Here is a 15035-nt window from a genome sequence, read left to right as displayed (position 1 = left end):
TGTGCAAATTTTACAATATAAAAAACCACTAGAGCACCTAGTGGTTTTTTTAGAACTATAAGATTTTCAGTTCAACTTTATTTCCAAATGGATCTGTGGCAATGACCGCCGCATCCCCACCTTGCAAAGGAGCATCCATTTGCCTTAGCCTTGCAACGACTTCGTCTAATTCAGATTGATCCGCAAATTGCAACGAATACTGTTTAAGACCTACCGCATGAGTCGGAGGCTGGGGAGCACCTTCACCAGCCCACGTGTTTAATCCTAAATGATGATGATACCCATCAGTTGACACGAACAAGGCATGACCTTGCATACGAATCATTACGTCCAATCCCAATCCTTCGACGTAAAATCGCTCTGCATCAGTCAAGTTTGCAACGTGTAAGTGGACGTGGCCGATGCGTGTGGTGCTAGGAAGTCCTGAGAAAGAAAGTCCTTCCCCTTCCGCTAACAAACCTTCGATATCAAGTGGATCAGATGGCGCCTTTAACTCTCCGTTCAACTGGCGCTCCCACTTATCCATAGGACGATCACTGTAGATCTCAATTCCGTTCCCATCAGGATCAGACAGATACATCGCCTCGCTAAAGAGATGATCAGAGGCACCTTCTACTGGGTAGCTCTTCTCCAGTAAGTGACGAAGAGAAAGCGCTAAGCTCACACGATTAGGAACAAGAATAGCAAAGTGATATAAACCCGTCGACCTGCGCGGCTTTCGAACTGCTCCTTCAAGCTCTTCTAATACGATTAACGTGTGCTCATTGTCAGTTGTAAGGAAAGCTTTTTGACCTTCCTCCTTATAAACACGCAGTCCAATGAGATCACGATAAAACGCTACTGATCTCTCCAAATTCGAAACGACTAGATGAACGTGGCCAACAAATGTCTCATAGTTGAGATGTTTAGTCATAATTACACTCCCTTTTTTTATAGAAGTGAGTCAAGTGCAAATGCACCTGGACCTACTAAAGCAACACCTAGAGCAACGACAAGTAAAATCAAATTGTTTTCGTACCCGTTTTGCGTTGCCCAAAACCCGTTTTGTCCGTGTACTTTTGCAATCGCTACGACCATGGTTGCCGCAATGAGTATGCCTGCTAGCGGTGTTAGTAATCCAACTGCGAAGAGAATACCTCCGATGAACTCACCGAGACCAGCAATCAATGCCATCGCGTAACCTGGTTTAATACCAATTGAATCAAAAAATCCACCAGTACCTTTCAAGCCGTGCCCGCCAAACCAGCCAAATAACTTTTGTGCTCCGTGTGCCGCAAAAGATAAACCTACTACTAAACGAATAACTAATAAACCTGTTGCTGCTAATGTTGTCATGATGAAAGTGCCTCCTAAGATGTGATGTTTTGCTGTTTGTCACTTTAATATACCTAGTTACTTTTAGTAAGTCAATGATTTTCTTATAACTTTTTCGGTTTATTCGAAAAAAGAAAATAACCTAGCTATCGCATAATCCGCGCGACATCTAGGTTAGAAACGCTTTCATTACACATTAAACATGAACCCAATCATCTGCCCATTTTTGCACCTCAGCAAGGGCACTAGTAATCGCCGATCCTTTCTGAGTCAATCGATATTCAATACGGACAGGCGTCTCTGGAAACACTTCACGGACGACCATCCCTTGTTCCTCTAAATACTTCAGACGTTCAGTTAACATCTTTTTACTAATATGGGGGATCTGCTCTGCAATCACATTGAATCTACTTGGGCCTTTCTCTAATACGCGAATAATGACGCCAACCCAGCGTTTCCCTAACAGTTCAAAGGCTTCCTCAAACTTTGGACACAGTTGCGTAGAGTTCACGACTCCACCTCCCATTACGTTTACGGACGAAAAGGTCTAGTTACTAAGAGTTCTCTAGTCCCTTTATTATACCTTAAAAGCTGTTTTACGCTACGTTTTGTGCGTGGATATATATGGTAGGGGCTGCTTCACTAAACGCTAAACTCGGTAGTATACTGCCCATTCTCGGTTAAATGTAAAAAATGGTGGCATTCCCTGTATTAGGAATGCCACCTTCAACTATGTCCTCGGAATCTCCGGAAAAGCTGTCACGATAGCTTCCCCACTTAACCTTCTCTGCAAGGAAACGACAGATTCTCCTAGAGTTTTCAATCTCTGAAGAATAGCTTCGTCTGTCAAACTCCCACTCTCATAATGGTCATTGTGTGCATACACGCCACCCGGAACGACGTGAGCCCTAAAGTAGCTGGCGATTGGATTCAACTGGTGCTCGATCGCTAAGTAATGGTGGTATGTCCCTCCCGTAGCGACAAATCCGATTACTTTCCCGCGCAAAGAATCATTTGGAATCAAGTCAAAAACGTTTTTCAGTGCTCCTGTAAGAGATCCTCGATAAATCGGGGTGCCGATAATAAAAGCGTCTGCACTCACGATCTTATCTATGACTGTTTTTGTGTCTCCTTCATATAGGAAAGGATCTCTGCCGTCGCAAAACTGTACATCGTAATCGCTGAGGTTAATAATCTCAGCGTCTACAGCGGGGTCTTTCCTTACAAAACCGACTGCTTTCTCAACCGCTGTTAGTGTCTTTGATCGTTTGGACAAGGACAAACTACCTGAGATACCCACTAGCTTCATACAGTCACGCTACTCTCTAGTAATTTCAGTTCTTTTTGCTTCACGAGCGGAATGACCTCTTCCCCAAATCGTTGTAAATCCTCTTCGTAATGAAAGTGTCCCGTTAACACAAGATCGACGCCGATTTTCTTCAACTCAATAATTCGGGTTGCCACCTGTTCAGCAGTACCGATAAGACCCGTTTTAAAACCGTCATTATATTGTACAAGATCCTCAAAACTCGAGTTTGCCCACATGCCTTCTTTGCTTTGTGTTGATTGACCTGCTTGCTTGACAGCATCACGGAAGCCTTTCACCGCGTCTACATCTGCGTGAGCAACAATATCTCGTAGCAACTGCACGGCTTCCTTTTCCGTATCGCGAATGATCGCAAACCCATTGACTGCAAATTTCACCTTCCGACCTTCTTTAGCAGCGAGTTCCCTTACCTCATCTATTTGTTTCTTAAACCCTTCGAGCGTATTGCCGTTCATAAAATAATAGTCAGAAACACGAGCAGCCATTTGCTTAGCCGCCGCAGAATTTCCACCTTGGAAGATCGGTAGCTGTCCACCCTGCACTGGTTTTGGCTTCAGTGGAGCTTCGTTCATGCGGTAAAAATCACCTTTGAAGGTCGTCTCTTCCTGTGACCACATTGACCGCAGTACTTGAATAAACTCCTCAGAACGGCGATATCTTTCGTCATGCTCCAACCAAGGCTCTCCGTATCCAGTGAACTCTTGTTTAAACCAGCCACTGACCACGTTTACCGCCGCACGCCCACCACTAATTTGATCAAGAGTAGCTAGCATTTTCGCATACACACCGGGATGCCATAGCCCCGGATGAACCGCAGAAATGAGCTTTAATTTGTTTGTAATCGACGCCAGTGCAGAAGCAAGTGTGATCGCCTCGAGTTGATTTTCCGCTCCATAGCTTGCAAAAAAACGCGTTTGTAGCAAAGCGTAATCATACCCTGCCTTCTCCGCGATCAGCGCATATCTTTTGTTAGCCTCATAATTCCAATCCGTTCTTTGCGGAAGCTTGGATACGACAAGCCCTCCACTGACATTTGGTACCCAGTAAGCAAATTGAAGTGTTCCCATTGTTCGTCATCGTCTCCTTTTGTGTAGTAGACGAACGCACTTGCCCATGATAAAATTGACTACTGAAAATGAGGTGCGTCCGGGCCCACAGAACGTGGGTCATAAAGGCGTTTGCGACAGGACATCGCGAATTTAGCCTTTCATCCTTTCCCTAGAGGGTGATCGCCTTTTTTCATCTTCGAAGAGGTGTTGCCGCACCTCTTCTTTTTATTTTCTGTGGATAGAATCACGGAACTGGTACGCCCCGAATTTTGTCGAATCTCATGGTTAGACTTCAATAACCTTAGTTACACTCTGATCGACAAAAAGTGACATATATCGGGTGGTACCAGTTCCCGTAACGACACAAGTTCCTGGGTCAGTTTTCAGATTCGTTCTTAGCAAATTCCTCTTGGATGTTAGTTAGGAGGGTCGTGTCTGTGAGTAGACGCAACCCTGTTACAGCTAGCGCTTTCGCTCCTTTTAGTAAGGCTTCGTCGCCTAGTGGGGAGCGTGCTGCTGTTTTGAAATCTTCGGTGTGTGCCACGAGATCATCTGGTCCAATTTTAATGTAAGGGTGGATCGTAGGGACCACTTGACTGATGTTCCCTGCATCTGTAGAGCCTAGCCCTGTTTTTTCATCGTGTACTAGCTCGCCGAACTGCTCAATGACTTCTTTAAACAATTGATTAAATTCATTATTTATAAGCAGGTTATCAACTTCGTTTTGAAAGGCAATCACATTAAGCTCAGCTCCCGTTGCAAGGGCCGCTCCTTCTGCTATTGCTTTCACCTTTTGCGTTACGGTGTTTAATGCACTTCTTGTTTGCGCACGGATGAAGAATCTAGCTTTTGCGTATTCGGGGATAATATTAGGCGCGTCTCCACCATGAGTGATAATCCCGTGAATTCGCACGTCATCAGTTAGCTGTTGGCGAAGTGCGTTAATTCCGTTAAACAATTGAATGACTGCATCAAGTGCATTGATTCCTTCATGTGGCGACGCCGCTGCATGAGATGGTTTTCCGATAAACTCGAAATCTAACGGATCCACTGCTAACGAAGAGCCTGTCAAACTGGTTTTCCCGCTCGGATGGATCATCATACAAGCATCGACACCTTCGAGTAATCCGTGTTTCACAAAACTTCCCTTAGCACTGCCGTTAGGTCCACCTTCTTCAGCAGGTGTACCAAACACAACGAGTTCCCCGCCCGTTTCTTCTATTACTTTGCTCAACGCTATAGCCGCCGCTACACTAAGCGTTCCGATAATATTATGACCACACGCGTGCCCAATACTAGGTAGCGCATCGTATTCTGCTAAAAATCCAATAACAGGACCCGGCTTGCTCGACGTTTTTCTAGCTAGAAATGATGTTTCATGCCCAGCAACAGCCCTCTCTACGCTAAAGTTTTCCTTTTCAAGAATTTCTGTCAGCAATCCAGATGCATAGTGCTCCTCGTTCCCGATTTCAGGGTGGTCATGGATGTCATGACTTGTTGCGATATACAAGTCCTTATTCGCATCCACTGTTTCAGTAATCTTTTGACTCCACTTTGTTAATTCACTCGCTACTACCGTCATCACAAATCCCCCTTTTCTACCATCCAATATTACTTAGTGGAACAAACGTAGGAATCATAGCGCCGTCATACTCTTCTTCAATAAATTGCGCCACATCATCTTCTTGGTATAGCTCTGCAATCTTTAGGAGTTCTTCTCGGTTTTTATCCTCTGTTCGAACCGCAATGATGTTGATATACGGTGTCGCCGTCTCACTTTCACGGAAAATAGTATCATCCACTGGACTTAATCCTGCATCCACAGCAATTCCGTTGTTAATAATGGATGCTGCTACATCCGGCATGACGCGTGGCGTTTGGCCCGCAACGACTGGAACGATCTCTAAATTCTTAGGATTCTCCACAATTTTGTCTAGAGACCCGTTTCCATCAAAGTCCTCAGGCAAAGTAAGTAACCCTGCCTCCTGCAAAAGCAAGAATGCCCGCCCCATATTAGTGGCTTCATTTGGTACAGCAATTTTCCCGCCCTCTGGAATCTCGTCTACAGATGCGTACTTATCTGAATAAAGACCCATCGGCGCAATGACAGTAGTTGCGATCGGAGTCAAATCTAAACCGCGTTCTTCAATAAATGCATCAAAATAAGAAACGGTTTGAAAGGCATTTGCATCCAAATCACCTTCTGCCAAGGCAATGTTTGGTTGTACGTAATCAGAAAAGCTGACGACTTCAATGTTAATTCCTTCCTCCTTTGCCTTATCCGCTATAAAGTTCCAAATGCGGTCATCCGATCCACTGACCCCAAGTTTAATGGTCACTTCTCCATCTTCACTGCTCGCAGACTCACTGGAGCACGCGGAAAGCAAAGCGACAAGTGTTAATAGTACGATAGATAGTAATTTTTTCATGATGAATCCTCCTCTTATCTTCTCCGGATTGACTTTGCTGTGATGTTTCCAAATGTTTGTAGCCCTTGTACAAGTACGACCAAAATCCCAACTGTAATAAGCATGACCACCGTATCAAAACGTTGATATCCATATGTAATGGCCAAATCCCCTAAACCTCCGCCACCAACAGCCCCGGCCATGGCAGATGCACCGACGAGTCCGATCGTCGCAATCGTAATCGCCAAAACTAATGAGCTCAACGCTTCTGGAATAAGGAAGCGGAGAATGATTTGTCCGGGTGTTGCTCCCATTGCTTCAGCCGCTTCAACGACTCCTGGGTCAACCTCCAGCAAGGAATTTTCTATTAGTCTAGCAATATACGGTCCTGCATAGAACACGAGCGGTACGACAGCAGCGGCGGTTCCAATCGAGGTCCCCACAATAAGACGGGTCACTGGGATGATGGCCACCATCAGAATGATAAACGGGACAGACCTGAAAATATTAACGGTCCCATTTAGCACTTTGAACACGATTGCGTTCTCTAATAGGTGTCCTTTCCTCGTCACCACAAGCAAAATTCCTAAAGGTAACCCGATAACAACAGAAAAGAGAAGAGAGAATGAAACCATGGAAATCGTCTCGACGAGCGCCTCCCAGATTTGTTCTTGATCAACTAGCATAACTCGTTACCTCCTTTACAGCGACTTGCTCTTGATGAATGAACATGAGTGCGCGTTGAATGTCTGCTTCACTTCCTTGAAACTCCACAATCAAGTTTCCAAAAGGGACACCTTGTAACTCAGTGATATTGCCAAATAACACATTCACATCGACTGGAAACTTCTTCGCGACTTGGGAAAGTAGGGGTCTCCCCGCAGATTCCCCGACAAAGTTCACCCGATAAATGCGCGAATCTGTCGTCTTTTTATTGACTAAATCCTTAATCGAGTCGGGAATCTCATCATTCATGACCGCACTCACGAAATTACGCGCCGTTTCTGTTTTCGGGCTGGAAAACACATTGAAAACAGAATCACTTTCGATAATTTTTCCGCTTTCAATAACCGCGACTCGATCGCAAATCTCACGAATCACACCCATCTCATGCGTAATAATAAGAATCGTAATTTTGTATTCCTCGTTAATCTTTTTGAGCAACTGGAGGATCGATTTCGTTGTCTGTGGGTCTAAAGCTGACGTCGCCTCATCACATAGCAAAATGGATGGTTTCGTAGCGAGCGCTCGAGCGATCCCGACTCTTTGCTTCTGCCCCCCAGAAAGCTGATCAGGGTAGTAATCCGCTTTATCAGTCAACCCGACAAAATCGAGCAACTCCTTGACCCTAGTGACGATCTCCTCTTTCGGAACCTTCGCTAACTTCAAAGGCATCGCGACATTATGAAACACCGTCTTAGAATTCAATAAGTTAAAGTGCTGAAACACCATTCCAATATTTCTTTTCACTTCCCTGACTTCTTTTTTGGATAATGCAAGTAAATCTTGCCCGTTAATGAGGACTTGACCTGATGTAGGTCTCTCTAGCAAATTTACACAGCGAATGAGTGAGCTCTTACCTGCTCCGCTAAAACCAATGACACCGAATATCTCCCCCTTCTGAATATCCAAATCAATTCCGTTAAGCGCGGTCACCTTTTGCCCCCCGCTCTCATACACCTTTGTAACACCAGCAAATTGAATCATCGACTTCCTCCTTTACCTTTGTAAAAAAATAAAAGACCCTCTTCTTTTCACGAGAAAGAAGAGGGCCACATGGATCGGCTACATACCCTTCTTATCTCTCAAGCGTTGCAGTACGCTTGCTGGAATTGGCACAGTACTAAAAAACAGTCTGCTGCCGAGGCGTCATTGGGCCAGTCCCTCTACCTCTCTAGATAAGAAATATTATTTAGTTTTCGGGTAGGGTTACTCAGAATAAAAACAACACTCCTTCACCCTTACCGCTCTGTTCGTAGCATACTTTGACTCACTTAGGTTTATGACAAAAAGAAAAACCACTTCTTTTCCACAAAGAAGAGGTTCGTTCACCAGTTAGGTCCTCTTCTTATCTCCCAAGCCTAGTCGGCTTGCTGGAATTGGCACAGTACTTAAAAAGTCCGCTGCCGAGGTATCAAAGGGCCAGACCCTCCACCTCTCTTGATAAGAAAGTATTCGATATGTGCTTGCTACTTTTACGATGAATCCAACTTTACAATCATTTACCTCGTGCGTCAACACTTTTTTTTAAAGATTCATTTTTACTGCTTCTCGATTAGGTACTCTTTCACCATGTCCCCACCTTCAATTGCTTAAAAAGAGCTCCTCACAGAGGCGAGAAGCCGCTTATTCTCTATTATTTTTTTCGCAATATACTCTCAAAGAATTCCACTTCGATAGGCATTTTGTTAAGGTTCGGCACCTCAGTAATTGCAGGAAAATGTACTTCTCTAAATAGATCTGCCACCACAAATTTACGTTGTTGACCTGTAGCACCCTCCTGTTGTGCTACTTGCAAAGAGACTAACAATTGAAATGTGTCAACCATACGATCTGCTAGCTGTTTAACATAATAGGTTTGTTGAGGTTCGTCCGCCTGCAAAATACCTTGGGCAAATTGTTCGATTTCATCCGTTTTTCTCTTCAGAAGTACCACAGTTTCAGTTGCGTTCGGATGTGTGAGGGTGTGGAGCTCTCGCCTCATAAACCCGACAAAAACTTCATGCGCTTGTTCCTTTTTCATCATTCGTAGCAAATCTAGTCCTAATACGTTAGCTGTCCCTTCCCAAACCGATAACACTTGAGCATCCCGCAGTAAGCGCGGAGTCACATATTCTTCAATAAATCCATTGCCACCGTGAAGCTCAATGGCATCGTGGGTGACACCTTTCACGACCTCCCCAGTTCGATATTTTAGTAGAGAAATCATCATTCGCGACAGTATAGCCTTCTCTCCATCACCTTGACCGTTCAACGTTTGGTCGAACCAGTCTATCACTTCGAACAGGGCATCAATATTCACCTCTGTTTCCATCGCCATCCGGGCAAGTGTTTGCTTCACCATCGGATATTGTTGAATTGCTTGACCAAAAGCTTTGCGATTATCTGTATAGTGCTGCGCCTCTTTTACCGCCCGTTTCATAATCCCCACCGCGGCGATTGCATTGCAAATTCGGGAGATATTCAGGGCCTCAGCCATGTATTTAAACCCTTTGTCTACGTCACCGATCAAGTAACCTTCTGCACCATCCAGCAACACTTCGGCTGACGGAACTGCATTCACACCGAGCTTTTCCTTTAATCGTCTGATAGAAATTGTGTTTCGTTCTCCGTCAGGTTTAGTCCATGGAACGAGAAAGAGTGCTAAACCACGAGTGCCACGCTTTTCAAGGTCGACGCGCGCTAATACAGTCGCCACCATCGCTCCTGCGTTACTGGCAAAAAATTTCTCACCAGTGAGTTTGTACACACCTTCACGCTCAGCAACTGGTTCTGCCACCGTCTCGTTCGCCCCTACATCAGAGCCACCTTGTCGCTCCGTTAGCCATGTCGCCCCCTCGTACAGGTGATCAGCAGAAAGTGCAGTCAACCCAGTCAAATAACGCTCCTTTAACTCATCTGAACCAAACCGAGACACGAGGTGGGCTGCCGACAACGTCAAAGTCACCGGACAATACACACCGGGCTCACTCTGACTTAACAGATACCCTTGCAAAAAGGAGAACATGTACGGTACTTGTCGTGGCACATCATCAATCCCATGATACAAATACCCAACTATCCCAGACTCGTATGTTTCTTTTATTGTTTGTTGATAGCCAAGGTTCGTCTCTACCTTAGAAATATCCTGTCCCAAGCGGTCAAACCTGCGGAGCTTCGGTTTTCCTTCGCCGTCTGTGAAAGCAGCACGAGAGTCGATCGACTGTGCGACTGTCTTCCCGAAAAAAGTTAGCTCTCTTTCAGCTTGATTGCGCCACTCATCTGAAATATATCGTTTAACCACTTCCTGAATGTGGTCATCTTCCCTATAGAAATCCTTCCACTGTGCTGGCTCTGGAATATTTGGACCATACGTTTTTTTGTCAATTTCCTGTTGAATGGATCTCACTAAGACCCCCTCCTCTTCCTATGCTTGTGGTACTTCACGTAAGAGGTGCTTCAGCAATTTTCCACTAGCATTCCGTGGTAAAACGTCTAGAACATCAACCAATCGTGGGACCTTATAATCTGCCACCTTGCCAGATAAGAACGCTTTCATTTCCTTCAACCAGGCTTCTTCAGTTGGCACATTAGACCCTTCCTTTGGCACAATGCATGCTTTCACTGTCTCTCCCCACTGCTCATGAGGGACGCCGACAACAGCAATTTCTTGAATATCCGGATGCTGCTCCAGAACTGTCTCCACCTCTTTCGGATAAATGTTCACACCACCGGAAATGATCATGTCCTTTTTCCGATCCACCATCCAGTAGAAGCCGTCGTCATCACGTCTCGCGAGATCACCTGTGTAGATCCAACCATCGCGCATCGTTTCTTCTGTCTCCTCTGGTCGCTGTAAATATCCGAGCATGCAACCAGCGCCACGTAAGCGAATTTCGCCAACTTCACCTGATGAACAAAGCTCACCGTCATTTCGCACGAGCTCAATCTCCGTAAACAAAGGAGCGCGCTTTCCAATACTACCTGCCTTATCAGGAAATTCACTATGCCGCAATAAAGACCCACTCGGGCCCGCCTCCGACAAACCGTACACACAAACTAATTTGTCCAAGCTAAACACACTTCCAACTTGGTTCGCCATACCGCCCGATAGCGGCGCTCCACCATAAATCCAATACTTTGCCGAAGACAGATCATACGAGGAAAACTCCGGGTGCTGCATAGCCGCTAAGTAGGCAATTGGAGCACCAAAGAAATGAGTCGTCTTCTCCTTTGCTGTGAGTTGTAAAAGTAGTTCTGGGGTGAAAGTTGGTGCAAACACGTGAGTAGAGCCTGTGAGTAAACCGGCGTGAAATACGAGATTCAAAGGTGCTGAATGACTAAGGGGCATAAGGTGTAGAAGTCGTGATGTGTTAGTAAATTGAAATTCTAACGCGAACATTGCTGCTGTTGTTTGCAGGGCTTCGTATGAAAAGCGAATGCCTTTTGGACGACCCGTTGTACCTGATGTGTAGAGGACAGTAGCTTCTTGGTGGGAGTTGATATGAACATGTCTGAGCTGAACCGGTTCTTGCAAAATATCGTATAGGCTATTCCAACCCGTTTGTGCAAGGCCTGATTTAATCTTGTATACCCGATCAGGAATCTTGGCATCGCTTACTATCGGTAAGAGCCGCTCATCGACTATCAATGATTTCGCCTGGGTGTCTTGCAAAATATATTCAAGGTCACTCGCCGTTGATCGCGCGTTAATTGGTACCGGAACTCCTCCCATAGCCAACACGCCCAAGTACGTAATCGCAAAGTTAGTACCGTTTAGCATAAGAAGAATAACCCGATCGCCTTCTCGAACCTCCTTCGTCTGCAAATGACCGGCGAATCGCTCACTGGTCTGCTTCCACTGCCCAAACGTAAACCGTGTTTCTCCTTCAATAAGTGCATCCCGATACGAAAAATTAGTTGCATGCTGCCTAAGACAAGTTACAAAATTCATCCTCTCAACCCCCCTGTTATGTTCAGTCTCCCGATTCTCCTTGTAATGCACGGTATTTCTGCTGAAACTTTTCTTTGTAATCCATTAGATCGTGTCGCAAAGCATGCAGCTCCTCAATACGCTCGTCAACCTCTTGGATTTTTTGTTCTCCGTATGTAATCGTGCGTTCTAGCTGCTTACGTCCTGTGCGATCTTCATTAAACAAAAGAATCATTTCGCGAATCTCCGCAAGACGGAACCCCAACCGTTTCCCTCGCAGAATAAGCTTTAACCGTGCCAAGTCTCTTTTCTGAAACCGACGAACGCCGCTCTCATCATAGACAGGCGACAATAACCCCACCTCTTCGTAATAGCGAATAGTACGCGTCGTAACATCAAACAACTGTGCCACTTCCGAGATGGGCAAGCCTAAGGTAGTTGCCATCCTGTACTCCCCCTTCCCCTTTACGTTAACGTTAATGCTAATATAAACTGAAAAATCCGTCAATACCCTTCTAACGCCTAGTCGTCTAGGAACTGGTACGCCCCGAACTATGTCGAAGACGTCTAGGAACTGGTACGCCCCGAACTATGTCGAAAAAAGGGCGCAATTTATCTATGTCACCCCAGTCGACACAAACGACAAATATCGGGTGGTACCTGCTCCCTAAGAAGCGCTCCCTAAGCAGACAAAATAGCTACACTCTCTTCCGCACCATTTGAAAAGTACTGGGTTGTTCCGGTTTCCGGTGTGCGAAAACTTATTTTACTGATCCTTCAATTTCTGTTAGTTTAATTAGTAGGAATATTTGAGAATAATTAGGAGCTTGTACATCATGCCTCGAAAAAAGATATTTGATAGAACGTTCACCATGCAAACGAAAATTACGTGTCTTGTCCTTTCACTTCTCCTGTTCGTCATTCTAAGCCTAACCGTCGTTTATTCTTATATTGAATTCCGACAAACGGAGGAAAGCACAGGACAATTAGCGCTACAGGTAGCAACGACTGTCTCCTTTATGCCCAGTATCCGTGAAGCCTTTCTTGACCCTAATCCAGCGAAAACGATTCAGCCGATCGCCAATAAAATAAAAGAAGAAATTGGCGCGGAATTTGTCGTAGTTGGAAATAAAGACAGCATTCGATATGCTCATCCTAATGAGCAGAAACTCGGCAAAAAAATGGTCGGTGGAGATAACGATCCTGCTCTTCTTAACGGAGAGTACTACACGTCAAAAGCAGTGGGAACACTTGGTCCATCATTGAGAGGAAAGGCCCCCATTTTCAATGAGTCTGGCGACATCATCGGTATCGTTTCAGTCGGCTTTTTACTCGAAGATATTAAAGAAAATGTGTATGATCGAATCCTAAAGACAAGCCGTTGGTCTATTGCGCTCTTACTCGTGGGAATCATCGGAAGTATTCTGTTAGCACGTAATATTCGAAAAGACATGCTAGGTCTAGAACCCCACGAGATTTCTTTCCTTTTTCAAGAAAGACAAGCGATTCTTGAATCTATTCATGAAGGTATCATCGCGATTGACCAAGATGGTCGAATTACTATGATTAATTCTTCAGCTAAAAAACTGCTCCGCTTATCAGATCGCGTGTTAAATAGGGCGATCACCGAATGTATACCCGGAACCAGAATGATGGAAGTCCTAGATCAAGGGGACTCCCAATTAGGACAAGAACTGAACATACATAATATGACCCTACTCGTGAATCGGATTCCGATACACGAGAATAATAGAGTCATTGGTGTTGTATCAAGTTTTCGAGATAAAACTGAGATGGAGAATATGTTGCATACATTATCAGAGGTTAAAAAATACTCCGATGAACTGCGCGCTCAAACGCATGAATTTACCAACAGACTACACGTAATTTCGGGACTGCTCCAGTTAAATAAAATTGAGGAAGCTATTGATTTAATACAGACCGAGAAACAAACATATGAAATTCAAAACCAAGTAATTTTTAATCAGATTCAAGATTCAACCTTCCAAGCGATTCTACTTGGGAAGGTTAGCGTCGCTTCAGAGAAAAAGATTGATTTTATTATCTCTGAAGAAAGTACGCTTCAAGAAATCCCTTCACACTTGTCAAAATCAGACCTCATCACAGTTGTCGGTAATATCATTGATAACGCTTTTGATGCGGTCAGTACAAATTCAAAAACAAAAGAAGTCCAGCTTTTCGTAACAGATATTGGTGAGGATATTGTAGTAGAGATAAGCGACAACGGAAGCGGAATAAATTCACAGATTCGCAACCTCATTTTTGAAAAAGGCTTCTCTACAAAAAACGGAGATCGCGGAGTTGGTTTGGCCATTGTACAAGATACGATCGATCAGCTAAATGGATTCGTTGAAGTGAAATCAGAGCCTGAAACTGGTACAACGTTTTCTGTTTTTATTCCTAAAAAGAGGGGTGATGACGTTTGATTAGAGTTGGAATTGTGGAGGATGACTTCAGAATAGCCCAGATTCACGAGGAATTTTCACACAAAGTTGAAGGGGTTGTCGTAGTGGGAAAAGCTTTGACTGCTAAAGATACTCTACAGCTACTAGACACTGTTCCAGTCGACTTACTTCTTCTAGACGTTTACCTACCAGACGAGTTGGGGGTTGACCTGCTACAACAAATTCGAGAAAAATATCCTCAAGTTGATATTATTATGATCACGGCAGCAACAGATAAGAAGATGGTTCAAAAAGCACTACAGTATGGCGTACTAAATTATATTATAAAGCCAGTAAAAATTGAGAAATTTATAGATGCCATACAATCCTACAAAAAAAAGAAAAACTTGTTGGAAGTAGAAAATGAAGTGGATCAAGAGCTAGTAGACCAACTATTCCCGGGTTCTGCACTTACGACTCATAACTCCTCGACAGTCGAATCGCTCCCAAAAGGAATTGATTCTCTGACTTTAGAAAAAGTTCAACATATCATTGGAGATGAAGGTGGTGGGATAACAGCTGAATATTTAGGTGTCAAGATGGGGGCTTCGCGAACGACTGCTAGAAGGTATTTGGAATACTTAACAAAAGTGGGTCACGTGAAAGCAGAGGTAGAGTATGGAATCGTCGGAAGACCCGAAAGAAAATATGTGCTAGTTTCCGAATAAATCTACCCTTAAACACTTTGCCTTTCCTCGGCAGAGTGTTTGTTTGTGATTCGACAAACATCCTTTCTCCTTCCCCATTTTCCATCAATTATTTCCAAGAAAATAATTTATTCGACAGCAAAACACATCCATGAACAAAATGAACAAAATATAAAGTATCCTCATAATGCAA

The 15035-nt window shown here is 44.3% G+C and carries 14 protein-coding genes and 2 riboswitches; of the genes, 2 read left to right on the top strand and 12 right to left on the bottom strand.

What is annotated here, in order from left to right; all coding sequences use genetic code 11:
* Positions 1 to 55 precede the first annotated feature (55 nt).
* The 12 genes from HHK01_RS01990 to HHK01_RS01935 all read right to left on the bottom strand — a co-directional run bounded on the left by HHK01_RS01990 (position 56) and on the right by HHK01_RS01935 (position 12175).
* On the bottom strand, positions 56 to 913 hold the full coding sequence (locus HHK01_RS01990) for a VOC family protein (RefSeq protein ID WP_170006196.1): 858 nt from the start codon (positions 911 to 913) through the stop codon (positions 56 to 58).
* A gap of 17 nt (positions 914 to 930) precedes the next feature.
* Positions 931 to 1335, bottom strand: coding sequence for a DoxX family protein (locus HHK01_RS01985; protein WP_170006195.1), 405 nt, complete (start codon positions 1333 to 1335; stop codon positions 931 to 933).
* A gap of 175 nt (positions 1336 to 1510) precedes the next feature.
* Complete coding sequence (locus HHK01_RS01980) at positions 1511 to 1825, bottom strand: winged helix-turn-helix transcriptional regulator (RefSeq protein WP_407646922.1); 315 nt, start codon at positions 1823 to 1825, stop codon at positions 1511 to 1513.
* A 219-nt stretch (positions 1826 to 2044) separates the two neighbouring features.
* Positions 2045 to 2623, bottom strand: coding sequence for an NADPH-dependent FMN reductase (locus HHK01_RS01975; protein ID WP_170006193.1), 579 nt, complete (start codon positions 2621 to 2623; stop codon positions 2045 to 2047).
* Positions 2620 to 3708: a dimethylsulfone monooxygenase SfnG gene (gene sfnG / locus HHK01_RS01970; RefSeq protein WP_170006192.1), complete on the bottom strand. Its 1089-nt coding sequence runs from the start codon at positions 3706 to 3708 to the stop codon at positions 2620 to 2622. The genes HHK01_RS01975 and sfnG overlap by 4 nt, the downstream gene beginning before the upstream one ends.
* Positions 3709 to 4066: 358 nt before the next feature.
* Entirely contained in the window at positions 4067 to 5272 is a 1206-nt protein-coding gene (locus tag HHK01_RS01965; protein WP_170006191.1) for a M20 family metallopeptidase, read from the bottom strand.
* Positions 5273 to 5288: 16 nt separating this feature from the next.
* Positions 5289 to 6119: a MetQ/NlpA family ABC transporter substrate-binding protein gene (locus HHK01_RS01960; protein WP_170006190.1), complete on the bottom strand. Its 831-nt coding sequence runs from the start codon at positions 6117 to 6119 to the stop codon at positions 5289 to 5291.
* A gap of 14 nt (positions 6120 to 6133) precedes the next feature.
* Entirely contained in the window at positions 6134 to 6784 is a 651-nt protein-coding gene (locus HHK01_RS01955) for a methionine ABC transporter permease (protein ID WP_170006189.1), read from the bottom strand.
* The gene (locus tag HHK01_RS01950; RefSeq protein ID WP_170006188.1) at positions 6774 to 7805 is read right to left on the bottom strand and encodes a methionine ABC transporter ATP-binding protein; all 1032 of its coding nucleotides are present in this window, start codon (positions 7803 to 7805) and stop codon (positions 6774 to 6776) included. Before HHK01_RS01950 ends, HHK01_RS01955 begins: the two co-directional genes overlap by 11 nt.
* Positions 7806 to 7893: 88 nt before the next feature.
* Positions 7894 to 8003: riboswitch (SAM riboswitch) on the bottom strand.
* A gap of 160 nt (positions 8004 to 8163) precedes the next feature.
* Positions 8164 to 8268: riboswitch (SAM riboswitch) on the bottom strand.
* Positions 8269 to 8454: 186 nt separating this feature from the next.
* On the bottom strand, positions 8455 to 10206 hold the full coding sequence (locus HHK01_RS01945; RefSeq protein WP_170006187.1) for an acyl-CoA dehydrogenase family protein: 1752 nt from the start codon (positions 10204 to 10206) through the stop codon (positions 8455 to 8457).
* A gap of 18 nt (positions 10207 to 10224) precedes the next feature.
* A complete protein-coding gene (locus HHK01_RS01940) occupies positions 10225 to 11751 on the bottom strand; it encodes a class I adenylate-forming enzyme family protein (protein WP_170006186.1) in 1527 nt (508 codons plus the stop codon).
* 22 nt (positions 11752 to 11773) lie between these two features.
* A complete protein-coding gene (locus HHK01_RS01935; RefSeq protein ID WP_170006185.1) occupies positions 11774 to 12175 on the bottom strand; it encodes a MerR family DNA-binding protein in 402 nt (133 codons plus the stop codon).
* A gap of 391 nt (positions 12176 to 12566) precedes the next feature.
* On the opposite strand from HHK01_RS01935, the gene HHK01_RS01930 reads away from it, so the two are divergent.
* Together HHK01_RS01930 and HHK01_RS01925 are read left to right on the top strand one after the other, a co-directional pair.
* Entirely contained in the window at positions 12567 to 14177 is a 1611-nt protein-coding gene (locus tag HHK01_RS01930; protein ID WP_170006184.1) for an ATP-binding protein, read from the top strand.
* Positions 14174 to 14863 carry a response regulator gene (locus tag HHK01_RS01925; RefSeq protein WP_170006183.1) on the top strand — a complete coding sequence of 230 codons (690 nt, stop codon included), beginning with the start codon at positions 14174 to 14176 and terminating at the stop codon, positions 14861 to 14863. The genes HHK01_RS01930 and HHK01_RS01925 overlap by 4 nt, the downstream gene beginning before the upstream one ends.
* Positions 14864 to 15035 lie beyond the last annotated feature (172 nt).

Origin of the sequence: Bacillus fonticola, from assembly GCF_012955605.1 — a bacterium.
Taxonomy (GTDB): domain Bacteria; phylum Bacillota; class Bacilli; order Bacillales; family JC228; genus Bacillus_CG; species Bacillus_CG fonticola.
Note: the sequence above shows the minus strand (reverse complement) of the source record. Positions and strands in the feature narration are given on the sequence as shown.

Bases quoted from the DNA above. Each gene is read 5' to 3' on its own strand.
- HHK01_RS01990 (WP_170006196.1), bottom strand. From the start codon at position 913: ATGACTAAACATCTCAACTATGAGACATTTGTTGGCCACGTTCATCTA.
- HHK01_RS01985 (WP_170006195.1), bottom strand. From the start codon at position 1,335: ATGACAACATTAGCAGCAACAGGTTTATTAGTTATTCGTTTAGTAGTA.
- HHK01_RS01975 (WP_170006193.1), bottom strand. From the start codon at position 2,623: ATGAAGCTAGTGGGTATCTCAGGTAGTTTGTCCTTGTCCAAACGATCA.
- sfnG (WP_170006192.1), bottom strand. From the start codon at position 3,708: ATGGGAACACTTCAATTTGCTTACTGGGTACCAAATGTCAGTGGAGGG.
- HHK01_RS01965 (WP_170006191.1), bottom strand. From the start codon at position 5,272: ATGACGGTAGTAGCGAGTGAATTAACAAAGTGGAGTCAAAAGATTACT.
- HHK01_RS01960 (WP_170006190.1), bottom strand. From the start codon at position 6,119: ATGAAAAAATTACTATCTATCGTACTATTAACACTTGTCGCTTTGCTT.
- HHK01_RS01955 (WP_170006189.1), bottom strand. From the start codon at position 6,784: ATGCTAGTTGATCAAGAACAAATCTGGGAGGCGCTCGTCGAGACGATT.
- HHK01_RS01950 (WP_170006188.1), bottom strand. From the start codon at position 7,805: ATGATTCAATTTGCTGGTGTTACAAAGGTGTATGAGAGCGGGGGGCAA.
- HHK01_RS01940 (WP_170006186.1), bottom strand. From the start codon at position 11,751: ATGAATTTTGTAACTTGTCTTAGGCAGCATGCAACTAATTTTTCGTAT.
- HHK01_RS01935 (WP_170006185.1), bottom strand. From the start codon at position 12,175: ATGGCAACTACCTTAGGCTTGCCCATCTCGGAAGTGGCACAGTTGTTT.
- HHK01_RS01930 (WP_170006184.1), top strand. From the start codon at position 12,567: ATGCCTCGAAAAAAGATATTTGATAGAACGTTCACCATGCAAACGAAA.